The sequence below is a fragment of the Bisbaumannia pacifica genome (assembly GCF_007989625.1).
Classification (GTDB): Bacteria; Pseudomonadota; Gammaproteobacteria; order Pseudomonadales; family Halomonadaceae; genus Bisbaumannia; species Bisbaumannia pacifica.
The window spans coordinates 1-11,755 of record NZ_BJUK01000070.1 but is presented as its reverse complement, the minus strand read 5'-3'; the positions used below and the strand labels follow the sequence as shown (position 1 = coordinate 11,755).

13 protein-coding genes are annotated in these 11,755 nt (G+C 66.9%); 1 reads left to right on the top strand and 12 read right to left on the bottom strand.

Annotation, left to right across the window (positions count from 1 at the left end):
- Positions 1–313: 313 nt before the first annotated feature.
- Positions 314–1,450, bottom strand: a complete 1,137-nt coding sequence (gene ribD, locus HPA02_RS17220; protein WP_146804436.1) for a bifunctional diaminohydroxyphosphoribosylaminopyrimidine deaminase/5-amino-6-(5-phosphoribosylamino)uracil reductase RibD — start codon at positions 1,448–1,450, stop codon at positions 314–316.
- 16 nt (positions 1,451–1,466) lie between these two features.
- Positions 1,467–1,943 (bottom strand): transcriptional regulator NrdR, encoded by a 477-nt coding sequence (gene nrdR / locus HPA02_RS17215; RefSeq protein ID WP_146804435.1) that lies wholly within the window; start codon positions 1,941–1,943, stop codon positions 1,467–1,469.
- 90 nt (positions 1,944–2,033) lie between these two features.
- On the opposite strand from nrdR, the gene dsbG reads away from it, so the two are divergent.
- Positions 2,034–2,795: a thiol:disulfide interchange protein DsbG gene (gene dsbG, locus HPA02_RS17210; RefSeq protein ID WP_146804434.1), complete on the top strand. Its 762-nt coding sequence runs from the start codon at positions 2,034–2,036 to the stop codon at positions 2,793–2,795.
- A gap of 68 nt (positions 2,796–2,863) precedes the next feature.
- Here the strand turns inward: dsbG and HPA02_RS17205 are convergent, their stop codons facing one another.
- The 10 genes from HPA02_RS17205 to HPA02_RS18290 all read right to left on the bottom strand — a co-directional run.
- Complete coding sequence (locus HPA02_RS17205; RefSeq protein WP_146804433.1) at positions 2,864–3,265, bottom strand: DUF6691 family protein; 402 nt, start codon at positions 3,263–3,265, stop codon at positions 2,864–2,866.
- Positions 3,262–3,726, bottom strand: coding sequence for a YeeE/YedE family protein (locus tag HPA02_RS17200; protein ID WP_146804432.1), 465 nt, complete (start codon positions 3,724–3,726; stop codon positions 3,262–3,264). The genes HPA02_RS17205 and HPA02_RS17200 overlap by 4 nt, the downstream gene beginning before the upstream one ends.
- A gap of 67 nt (positions 3,727–3,793) precedes the next feature.
- Complete coding sequence (locus HPA02_RS17195) at positions 3,794–5,551, bottom strand: SulP family inorganic anion transporter (protein WP_146804431.1); 1,758 nt, start codon at positions 5,549–5,551, stop codon at positions 3,794–3,796.
- A gap of 26 nt (positions 5,552–5,577) precedes the next feature.
- Positions 5,578–6,840 carry an NAD(P)/FAD-dependent oxidoreductase gene (locus HPA02_RS17190; RefSeq protein ID WP_146804430.1) on the bottom strand — a complete coding sequence of 421 codons (1,263 nt, stop codon included), beginning with the start codon at positions 6,838–6,840 and terminating at the stop codon, positions 5,578–5,580.
- 44 nt (positions 6,841–6,884) lie between these two features.
- On the bottom strand, positions 6,885–7,301 hold the full coding sequence (locus HPA02_RS17185) for a protein tyrosine phosphatase family protein (RefSeq protein ID WP_146804429.1): 417 nt from the start codon (positions 7,299–7,301) through the stop codon (positions 6,885–6,887).
- A gap of 9 nt (positions 7,302–7,310) precedes the next feature.
- On the bottom strand, positions 7,311–8,177 hold the full coding sequence (locus HPA02_RS17180) for an MBL fold metallo-hydrolase (RefSeq protein ID WP_146804428.1): 867 nt from the start codon (positions 8,175–8,177) through the stop codon (positions 7,311–7,313).
- Between the two features lie 214 nt (positions 8,178–8,391).
- The gene (locus HPA02_RS17175) at positions 8,392–9,042 is read right to left on the bottom strand and encodes a peroxiredoxin (RefSeq protein WP_146804427.1); all 651 of its coding nucleotides are present in this window, start codon (positions 9,040–9,042) and stop codon (positions 8,392–8,394) included.
- A 220-nt stretch (positions 9,043–9,262) separates the two neighbouring features.
- Positions 9,263–9,733 (bottom strand): DsrE family protein, encoded by a 471-nt coding sequence (locus HPA02_RS17170; protein WP_244945958.1) that lies wholly within the window; start codon positions 9,731–9,733, stop codon positions 9,263–9,265.
- A 59-nt stretch (positions 9,734–9,792) separates the two neighbouring features.
- Complete coding sequence (locus HPA02_RS17165; protein ID WP_146804426.1) at positions 9,793–10,398, bottom strand: rhodanese-like domain-containing protein; 606 nt, start codon at positions 10,396–10,398, stop codon at positions 9,793–9,795.
- A gap of 267 nt (positions 10,399–10,665) precedes the next feature.
- Positions 10,666–11,755, bottom strand: a 1,090-nt coding sequence (locus HPA02_RS18290; RefSeq protein ID WP_222594014.1) for a hypothetical protein, incomplete at its 5' end; no start/stop codon positions are given.

Genomic DNA, 11,755 nt, shown 5'->3' with positions numbered 1-11,755 from the left:
GCTAGTGGTTGGCCACCCATGCCGGCCTGTATCAGGCCATCTGCCAAAGCGCCTATGGCGCTCAGGAACTCTCTGGTCGAACGCCAGGCGCTAGTGGTTGGCCACCCATGCCGGCCTGTATCAGGCCATCTGCCAAAGCGCCTATGGCGTTCAGGGACTCTCGGGTCGAACGTCAGGCGCTAGTCCAAGGCCGACCGCCCCGTAGGAGCCGGCTTTAATCGGCGATGTGATTCCACCATCGCCGGCCTTTCCCTATCGCCTGCTGAAGCAGGCTCCTACCACCCCGATAACCACCCGCTGCTGACGCCGCCTCCTAGTCTCCCGCGGCAACCCTTGGCCGGGCGGTAATCCGCCAATCCTGGCCGATGGCGCGGATATCGAGGATCTCCAGGGGGCGCTGCTGGGTCATGCGCTCGAGGCCCGGCAGCTGGAACAACGGTCGCGCCTCGCCGCCCAGCAGGGTCGGCGCCATAAAGAGCTGCAATTCGTCGATAAGGCCGGCGTCGAGCATGGCCCCGGCCAGGGTCGCCCCGGTCTCCAGCAGCACTTCGTTCACCTCTTCCTCGGCGGCCAGGTGTGCCAGCAGCGCCGAGAGGTCGACCCGGCCGCCCTCCCCTGCCGGCACGACTACCACCTCGGCGCCGGCGGCCTCCAGGCGCGCGCGCCGCTCGCCATCCTCACTGCGGGTCGCTACCAGGGTTCGCCCCGGCTCGCGCAGGCAGGCCGCGGCCTCGGGCATCCGCAGCCGCGAATCCACCACCACCCGCAGCGGCTGGCGCCGGGCAATCGTTTCGGCGTCCGCGAGCCCCAGTTGGTCGGCACGCACCGTCAACCGCGAGTTATCGAAGATGATCGACTCCACCCCGGTCATCACCGCGCCGCACTCGGCGCGCAGCCGCTGCACCGCGGAGCGGGCCTGGGGACCGGTGATCCATTGCGACTCGCCGGAGCGCATGGCGGTGCGACCATCCAGGCTCATGGCCATCTTCAGGCACACGAAGGGACGCCCCTCGCTCATGCGCCGGATAAAGCCGGGATTGAGCGCCCGAGCCTCGGCCTCCAGCAGGCCGCAGGCCACCTCGATGCCGGCCTCGCGGAGGATGGTGAAGCCCTGGCCGGCCACCCGGGGGTTGGGGTCCTGCATGGCGGCCACCACCCGCGCCACCCCGGCGTCCACCAGGGCACGGGCGCAGGGGCCGGTGCGGCCCTGGTGGGCACAGGGCTCGAGGGTCACATAGGCGGTGGCGCCCCGCGCCGCCGTGCCGGCCGCCCGCAGCGCCAGGATCTCGGCATGGGGCTCGCCGGCGCGGCGATGGAAGCCCTCTCCCACCAGGCGCCCCTCCTTGACCAGCACGCAGCCGACCCGGGGGTTGGGATGGGTGGTGTAGCGACCGCGACGCGCCAGGGTCAGGGCGCGCGCCATCCACTGCTCGGGGGTCGGCATGGCCATGGGGCTCCTCGGAGTTTCAGTCGTCGTGGGGCGAGAATTGCGGTTCCTGGGCCAGGCGATCGATCTCGGCGCGGAATTCGTCCAGGTCCTGGAAGCGCCGATAGACCGAGGCGAAGCGAATATAGGCTACCTGATCGAGGCGCTTGAGGGCCTGCATCACCTCCTCGCCGATATCGCGGGCCTGGATCTCCCGCTCGCCGCGGGCACGCAGCCGCTGACGAATTCGTTCTACGGCGGCCTCCATGGACTCGGCGCTAACCGGGCGTTTCTCCAGCGCCCGCAGCATACCGGCGCGCAGCTTGGCCTCGTCGAAGCTCTCCCGGGAGCCGTCCGCCTTGATCACCCGGGGCATCACCAGCTCGGCGGTCTCGTAGGTCGTGAAGCGCTCGCCGCAGGCCGCGCACTGGCGGCGACGGCGCACCTGATCGCCGTCCACCACCAGGCGGGAGTCGGTGACCTTGGTGTCATGGGCACCGCAGAAGGGACAATGCATGAATCGGTTCCGGGATTTACTGTTGGCTGGATTGCGTCCTATTGTAGCGATTCGCCGATACCTCGCCCAGCCACTATCCCCGGAGACACCATGATCCCTCGTGCCTTGCTGCTCGGCGCCGCCCTGACCACCATCGCCCTGCCCACCGGGGCCGAGCCCCTGCCCGCCCCCATCGCCGCCCTGGAGCGCCAGGGGCTGAGCATTCACGACAGCTTCGAGGCCCCCGGCGGCCTGACCGGTTACGCCGGCAGCTATCAGGGTCGAGAACTGGCCGCCTACCTGCTGGCGGATGGCGAGCATGTGATCGTCGGCACCCTGCAGGACGCCGCGGGCAACGACCTGAGCGCCGCCCCCCTGGAGCGCCTGGTGCGCGCACCCCAGGATGCCGAGACCTGGGCCGAACTCGAACAGAGTGCCTGGATCGCCGATGGCGACGACGCGGCCGAACGCGTCGTCTATGTCTTTACCGACACTCGTTGCCCCTACTGCGACGCCTTCTGGGCGGCGGCCCGCCCCTGGGTCGAGGCCGGCCGAGTGCAACTGCGACATATCATGGTGGGGGTATTGAGCAGTCAGAGCCCGCGGGAGGCCGTCGCCCTGCTGGCCAGCGACGACCCCGCCGCCGCCCTGGCCGATCACCAGGCCGGCGGCGAGATCGCGCCCCTGGAGCGGCTGCCCCGGGAACTGGAAGAGGCCATCTATGCCAACCAGCAGCTGATGCATGGCCTCGGCATCATGGCCACCCCCGGCATCCTCTACCGCCAGGGCGAGCTGGTGGAGCTGGCCCAGGGCCTGCCCGATGAGCAGGCCATGGAGACGGTGATGGGGTCACCGCGTCCGCCGATCGAATAGCGGCGCCACCGGCGAGCACCTCCGATAAAGCGTCACCACCTGTCGCCGGGGGCGCTCGCCTACCCGATCTACCACCGCCGAGCCAGGTACCAGCCCGCCAGCATGGCCACCAGCATGGCCGCCAGCGGCGCGCTCAAGCCGCCGATGGAGGCGAAGGCCGGCCCCGGACAATAGCCGGAGAGCCCCCAGCCGATACCGAATAACGCCGCGCCGCCGAGCAGCCGAGCATCGATATCGCGCCGACTGGGCAACTGAAACGCCTTGCCCACCAGTGGCGCGCCGCGTCGCCACACCAGCCGATAGCCGATAAAGGTAGTGACCACGGCACCGCCCAACACGAACATCAGGGTCGGATCCCAGGCCCCGGCGATATCCAGGAAGCCCAGTACACGGGCCGGGTCGGTCATCCCGGAAATCGCCAGCCCCAGGCCGAACAGCAGCCCGGCCAGATAGCCCATCGCCGCCTTCATGCGCCACCTCCCAGCAGATGTCGGACCACATAAACGGTGACCATGGCCATGATCAGGAAGGTCAGGGTCGCCATCAGCGAACGCGGCGAGAGTCGCGACAGGCCACAGACCCCGTGGCCGCTGGTACAGCCGCTACCGATCCCGGTTCCCAGCCCCACCAATAGGCCGGCGACGACCATCAGGCCCACGCCACCGGCCGGGTCACCGATCACCGCACCGGCGCCCTGCCCCGCCACATTGCCGAGCCCACCGCCCAATGCCATGACCAGCAGGGGGCCACTGATCAGCCCCAGCAGGAAGGTCAGGCGCCAGGCGCTATCGCCCCTGGGACGCTCGAACACCAGGCTGGAGAGAATGCCGCTGATGCCGGCGATCCGCCCCAGGCTGCCCATCAACCAGGTCGCGGAGAGACCAATCAACACGCCCCCCGCCAGCCCATGCAGGCTTGCGCTCCACTCCACGGTAGTCCTCCTCATCGTCGGTAATGCCCCACTAGGGGCGTAGGAATGCGCTTGTGTCGTCAAGTACTCAGGGCTCGTTGGAGGCCCGAGCGGGGCAGGCGAAGGTCGGATCGATGCCATCGCCATGCAGCGCCCGCCAGGCGTCATAGGTACTGAGAAAGATCTGGCCGGTGAGCTCGTGGAAGAACTCGGTATGCGCCAGGCGATCCATCACCGGCCCCTTGACCTCGGCCAGGTGCAGGCTGACGCCGGCATCCCTGAGGCGGCCGTTGATCGCCTCCAGGCTCTCCAGCGCCGAGGCGTCGATCAGGTTCACCGCCTGACAGGCCAGGACGATATGCGCAAGCCCCGGCTGGCGAGCCACTAGCGCCATCACGGTATCCTCGAGATAGCGGGCATTGGCGAAGTAGAGGCTCTCGTCGACCCGCAGGATCGCCAGCCGCTCGTCGGTCTCGACCCGGTGCCGGCGCACGTTGCGAAAATGTTCGCTGCCCGGCACCCGTCCCACCACGGCGCTATGGGGGCGACTGGTGCGATAGAGGTGTAGGCCCAGGGAGAGACCCACCCCTACCAAGATGCCGCTCTCCACCCCATGCACCAGGGTCAGGATCAGGGTCGCGAGCATGGCGACCCCATCGGCTCGGGAGTAGGCCCAGGTCCGCTTGATGGCCGGCAGGTCGATCAGAGTGGCCACCGCCACGATAATGGTCGCCGCCAGGGTCGCCTTGGGCAGGTAGGCCAGAGGCGCGGTCAGGGTCAGGGTGGCGATGGCGATGCCCAGGGCCGTGAAGGCCCCGGCTAGCGGAGTGGCCGCACCGGCCTCGAAGTTGACCACAGAGCGGGAGAAGCCGCCGGAGACCGGCGAGCCACCGCTGACCCCGGCCCCCAGGTTGGCCAGGCCCAGGGCGATCAGCTCCTGGTTGGGGTCGATGCGCTGGCGGCGCTTGGCGGCCAGGGTCTGGGCCACCGAGACCGACTCCACGAAGCCCACCAGGCTGATCAGGATGGCGGCCGGCAACAGGCTCGACCAGAGGGCCGCGTCGAGGCCGGGCAGCGCCAGGTCGGGCAGCCCCGCCGGCACCTCTCCGACCAGGGCCAGTCCCCGCCCGCCCAGATCCAGTCCCCAAGCCAGCAGGGTGGTCACGATCACCGCCGAGACCGGCGCCGCCTTGGCGATCAGGTCGGCCAGGGTAGCGGTGGTCCCGAGGCGCACCAGGCCGGCCTTGAGATGGCCCCGGCACAGCCAGAGATAGGCCCAGACGCCGCCGCCGAGCAGCAGGGTCAGCGGGTCGATGACTCGCCACTGGGCCACCAGGGCGCCGAGCATCTCGAGCAGGTTATGCCCGCCCCCCTCGACGCCCAGCAGATGGCGCAGCTGGCTGGCAGCGATCAGGATGCCCGAGGCGGTGACGAAGCCGGAGATCACCGGATGACTCAGGAAATTGGCCAGGAAGCCCAGGCGCAGCGCCCCCATGGCCAGCAGCACCAACCCCGACAGGGCGGCCAGTACCAGGGCGGCCCCCACATACTCGGCGCTGCCCGGCATGGCGATGCCCGAGAGGGCCGAGGCGGTCATCAGCGAGGCCACGGCCACCGGTCCCACCGCCAGGGTGGCACTGGTCCCGAAGAGCGCGTAGAGCACCAGCGGCAGCATGCTGGCATAGAGGCCGACCTCCGGCGGCAGGCCGGCCAACAGCGCATAGGCCAGCGCCTGGGGCACCAGCATCAGGGTCACGATGACCGCCGCCAGCAGATCGCGGGCCAGCACCTCGCCTCGATAGCCATGCAGCCAGCCGATCAGGGGAATCCAGCGCGAAGGGATCATGCGGAGGTCTCGCTCTCGTTCGGGGGTTAGGGGCGCTCGGCGGCACGCGGGGCCGGCTTGGCCAGCCACTCGCGGCCCTTGAGCATGCCGTTCCAGTAGAGCCAGGGCAGCTGCTTGGCCTTCAACCACCAGGCACCACGCGTCGCCCGGGTGCCATCATTGACCCAGGTCGGGAAGCTCGGCTGCAGCTTGCCGCCATAACCGAACTCGGCCAGCACGATGCGTCCACGCTCGACGGTCAGTGGACAAGAACCGTACCCCAGGTAGGCCGCCGGCAGCGGCTGGCCCGCCAGGGAGGCGAGCAGGTTCTCGGCGACCACCGGGGCCTGCTTGCGTACCGCCGCCGCCGTCTTGGCATTGGGGGTGCCGCTGGCATCTCCCAGGCCGAATACCTCGGGATGACGAAGGTGCTGCAGGGTCTCGGGGTCCAGCTCCAGCCAGCCGGCGTCGTTGGCCAGGGACGAGGCGGCGATAAAGGCCGGGGCCCGTTGCGGCGGCACCACATGCAGCAGGTCGAAGGGGCGCTCCACCTGACGCTCGCCATCGTCCTCGGCGACCGCGAAGCAGGCGGTGCGCGACGGTCCGTCGACGCCCACCAGGCGCTCCTTGAAGGCGGTCTCGATGCCATAGCGGGCCACGTAGTGTTCGAGGGCCGGCACATAGTCGGCGACTCCGAAGAGCACCTCGCCGGCATTGCAGAAGGTCACGTCGATCCTCGCCAGGCGACCCTGGCGACGCCAGTGATCGCAGGCCAGGTACATGGCCTTCTGGGGCGCTCCGGCACACTTGATGGGCATCGGCGGCTGGGTGAAGAGCGCCTTTCCCTGGCCCAGGGACTGCACCAGCGACCAGGTATAAGGCGCCAGGTCATAGCGATAGTTGGAGGTCACCCCATGCCTTCCCAGGGTCGCCTCCAGGCCCTCGATGGCACCCCAATCGAGCACCAGCCCCGGGGCCACCACCAGTCGCTCGTAGCCCAGCTCGCGTCCATCCTCCAGCCGCACCAACCGGCGCGCGGCATCGACCCCCGCGCCCCGGGCATGGTGCCAGGTCACCCCCGAGGGCATCACCTCGGCCATCGGCCGGCGGGTGACCTCGGGGGCGAAGACGCCGCCGCCCACCAGGGTCCAGCCGGGCTGATAACTATGCATCTCGGCGGGTTCGATGATGGCGATATCCAGGTCACGCCGGCGCTTGCGCAGGCTGGCGGCGACGGCGATGCCGCCGGCACCGCCCCCGATGATCAGGACTCGATGGCGGGACGCGTCCGGGGAAGCGGCATGGGTCATGGCGAGGCTCCGGGTGTCTTGTGGTTATGGGAGAGGCCGCACGGCTAACGGTCGATCAGCGCGCGAATCGGCTCCGGGTCGTGGCCAGCGGCACGCGCCGCCGCCAGCAGTGCCGGCAGGTCGCAATCCGGCTCGTGGCTCTGCGCCTGTGCCCACAGGTGTACTGCCCGCCGGCCGGTCCGGCAGAAGGCCACCAGGGGGCGCGGCAGCTCCCGCAGAGCCTCGGCGAAGGCGGCGACATCCTCCTCGTCGTACTCCCCTGGCGCCACCGGAATGGCGCGCCAGCGCATGCCGAGAATGGCGGCCCGGGCGGCCAGGGCCTGGGCATCATGATCCTCGGCCTCTCCGGGGCGACGGTTGCAGATCAGCGCCTTGACACCACGCTTCGCCAGGTCATCCAGGTCGCTGACCGACAGCGCCGGGGCCACCCAGAGGCCGGGTTCCAGTTCATGTAGCTGCATCGGACTCTCCTAGAAGCGGTTGATGGGTACCTTGAGATAGACCTGGCCATTGTCCTCGGCGGGCGGCATCTCGCCGGCGCGCATATTGACCTGCACCGAGGGGATGATCAGTCGTGGCATGCCCAGGGTGGCATCCCGCTCGGTACGCATGCGCACGAACTCCTCCTCGCCGACGCCCTGGTGGACGTGGACGTTGTGGGCGCGCTGCTCGGCCACCGTGGTCTGATGCTGATACTCCTCGCGCCCCGGTGCCTTGTAGTCATGGCAGAGGAACAGGCGCGTCTCTTCGGGCAAGGCCAGCACCTTCTGGATGGAGCGATAGAGGGTGCGGGCATCGCCACCGGGGAAGTCACAGCGGGCGGTGCCGTAATCGGGCATGAAGAGGGTGTCGCCGACGAAGGCGGCATCGCCGATCACATAAGTGAGGCAGGCCGGGGTATGCCCCGGGGTATGCAGGACGCGCCCCTCGAGCCGGCCGATGGCAAAGGTGTCGCCCTCCTCGAAGAGGCGATTGAACTGGCTGCCGTCGCGGGCGAACTCGGTGCCGGCATTGAAGGCCTTGCCGAAGATCTCCTGCACCTCGGTGATGCGCGCGCCGATGCCGGTCTGGCCGCCAAGCCGCTCGTGGAGGTAGGGCGCCGCCGACAGATGGTCGGCATGCACATGGGTCTCGAGAATCCACTCGACCCTCAGCCCCTGGTCCCGCACGAAGGCGATGATCTCGTCGGCGGAGCGCACGTCGGTATGGCCGGCGGCATAGTCGAAATCGAGCACCGAGTCGAGGATCGCACAGGCCGGACCGTCCGGATCCTGCACCACATAGCTGAAGGTATTGGTGGGCTCGTCGAAGAAGGGGGTGACAATGGGATTGCGCATGGAAGCACCTCGTTTTGTCTTGCGCCGTATCGCCAGACTAACAGATTTTAAGTTTTAAGCATATTCTATAATTTCATAAAAAATATATCCTCAGACGTCTCACCGCTTGGCCTCAGGAAGGCCATCCCTGGCGGGGGATACTCACGACAGCACCCCGATTCCCTGAAGGGTCGGTGGCCAGGCCGTCCCTGGCCACCCGGATCCTGATCGACGCTTACAGCGTCTTCTTGCTGAAGTACCAGTCGGTGTAGTCGTAGCCTTGCCCCTGACGCGCCTCGGCCTCGGCATCGGTGGCCGGCGGCGGCACGATCACCGGCTCGCCCGGCTGCCAGGCCTCTGGCGTGGCGACCCCATGGGCATCGCTGGTCTGCAGCGACTTGACCAGACGCAGCACCTCATCGATGGAGCGACCATTGCTCATGGGGTAATAGATCATCGCCCGCAGGATGCCCTGGGGATCGATCACGAAGGTGGCGCGCACCGCCGAGGTGTCGCTGGCCCCGGGCTGCACCATGCCGTAGGCATTGGCCACTTTCATGTTCAGGTCGGCGATGATCGGGAAGGAAATCTCGACGCCGAAGTTCTCCTTGATGCTGCGCGTCCAGGCGATATGCGCATGGATGCCATCGATGGAGAGGCCCAGCAGCTCGGTATCCACGGCCTTGAACTCCTCAGCGCGACGCGCGAAGGCCATGAATTCGGTGGTGCACACCGGCGTAAAGTCGGCCGGATGGGCGAAGAGCACCAGCCACTTGCCCTTGTAGTCACTCAGCGACTTCTCGCCCTGGGTGGTCTTGGCGGTGAAGGCCGGTGCCGGCATGTTGAGCTGAGGCATGGTCAGGCTGGCTTGCGCTTGGTTTTCCATAGCAATCTCCGGTGATAACCGAGGTGACGAAGGTGGGCGTCTGCCCCTGTAATTACAGTTATAAATTTATTCCAAAAAAACATATTCCACCAATCGCCATTCCCTATCCTGCGGATAGATTTCACAAATCATTGTTTTAAATATAAAAAAACCGAGCCACGGGAGTACCCGGGCTCGGCAAGGTGGAGGCTTCTCCTGCGCAACGCAGGTCGTAGCGAGGTTAGAAGCTGTACACCGGGATTGCCGGGTCGCGCATCATCTCGGCGATCGGCCCGGGGCTGGCGACGCCGACCCCTGCTTTCAGATCGCCCGCGTCATGAGCGGTATTGGGCAGGAAGATGGCGCAGACATCGACCTTGGCGCCGTTGCCCATCAACCGGCCGAGCAGGGCCTCGGGCACCACTTCACCTGCGGGGTTGGCCGGCGGCGTGGCGATCGCCTCAGGACTGGCGTAGCCCTCGACGGCCAGCTCGCCGGCGCCATCGCAGAGCAGGATATGCAGGTCGGTGCCCTGCTGCTGCATGGCACTGGAGAGGATCATGGCCATGCCCTGAGTATGGAGGGAGTCGCTGGTCAGGATCATCAGGGCGCGGTCGGCCTCGGTATGCTCATGACCCTCGGCCATGGCAGGGCCGGCGAGGCCGAAGACAGGAATGGCCGCAGCCAGGGCGAGGAACGTGCGTGACAACATAAGAGAGTCTCCCGTGGTGAAGGATTCCTGCCCCGTCGGCGACGAGGCGGAGGCAATGCTCAATCGGCGGGCTGCCAGGCCACGGCCGGATCGATCTCGTAGCTCCAGGGCAAGCCGGAATTGCGCCAACCATTGACGGCGCGTACGCCCCGGGAGTCCCCCTCCGCGAGTTTGCCGCCCTCGAAGCCATCGTTCACCGAATAGACCCGATCGTAGCCGAGCTCGGTGATGACATCGGCGGCCGGAGCGCTGCGGGTCGCCCCGGAACGGCACATCACGATCACCGGATCGTCCTCACCGACTCCCAGCGCTTCCAGGCGCTCGCTCACCTCTGCGGTGAAATTCGGGTTCCTCACCATCGGCCAGGTGCGTGCCTCGGTATCGAAGTGTCGGCCGTCGGCGATCACCCAGGGCACGTGAATATCGGTCGGCTCGGCGAAACCGGTGAACTTGATCTCCACCGGGTCGCGAACATCGATCAGCACCGCCCGCGGGTCACCCTGCAGCAGGTAATAGGCCTCACTCGCCGACACATAGAGCCCCAACCGCGTCTCGCGATAGGCCGGGACCTTGTCTTCGGCATGGGCGACTCCCAGCCCGGCGGTCAGGGTCAAGGAGGCCGTCAGCAGGGAGCCGGCAAACCAGCGCGACAAGGGCTTGGTCATGGGGAACTCCTTTTAAAAAGCAATGGAATAACCATAGACCAAAAATGAATTTATCGAGATGTGGCGCAGCGTCGCAGCCAGCCAAGGAACCATAGGAGACAGCGCCGCGCGCGAAGCTACACTTGCCGAATGCCTTATCGGTACGTATGTGCCCCTTGTGCGCCGGTGGATGACCAAGGTAGACGCAACGGGCCGACCCGCGCGATGCGGGTCGGCCTGAGATGGTGAATGGGGCGGGCCCACCGGATGGCAGGCCCGCGTCTTGGCTTAGAGCAAGGCGTCGGAGTCCACGGAGGAGGTGCTCATCTCCATCGCGGCGGCTTCATCGAAGTCCACGGAGAAGGTGTCCGTCGCGGTGTCTTGGTCGCCCTCCTCGAGCGTCGCGGTGAAATTCAACTCGAGGGAGTCCGGGTCGAACTGCTCCGAGGTGGTGAACTCGATCACCGGGATCTTGATGGTCCCACTACCCATGAACAGTTGCACCGCATCGATATCGTTGGGGCCCTCGGGGTCACCGATCGTGAAGCTGACCTGACCGCCCGCTTCCGCCGCGAGATCCCCCTCCGTGACCAACGTCTCCGCCCCCACCGTTCCGTCCGCGTAATAGACTCGGTAGTAGAGTTCTTCCGGAGGGTTGTCATAGCCCCCCACCGAGTTGTCGATGAAGACCTTGACGCTGCTCACGTTGAAGCCGGTCGGGTCGACGACGAAGCTCTCGTCGACCTTGCCACCCTGCGTCACATTGCCGTCGATGCCCGAATCCGCGTTGCCGTTGAAGTTGTTGTTGCCGTTCCCGATCCCGGCGGTACTGACGTTCATCTCGTCATCGCTCAGGTAGGTGGCGCCCGCTTCGATGTTGGCCTCCGATTGGTTGAGGAACAGTGAGATATCGCCCGGTGAGGCCGTGGGATCCACCGCGGAGAACACGACCTGGCTGGAATCCAGCAGGGTCAGCGTCCGCACCGGGTCGGGGCCGCCGGCATCCAGCGAGCCATCCGCCGTCGACAGCTCGATCTTTTGTGCCGGCGGGGTATCGAGGGTGACCATATAAGTGTCATTGTCGAGATCGACATCCAGGGTGAACTCGACCGTTTCGGACTCGCCGTCCCCGTTAAAGTCATCGGTAATGGTCCCCGTCCAGGTCGTATCGGTGACCGACTCCATAAAGGTCACGCTGGCACCCGGACTCGATGTCTGAATGAGACCGTTGTCGTCGATCTCATACGAATCGAAGGTGATCGCCAGATCGGCGAACCCATCGGCCCCGGGGCCATCGACGAAGGTGCCGGTAGCCTTGGCCGGATCCTCCGACTCCGAATAGGTGCCAGAGGCATCGCCGACGGCAACCATCGGTCCG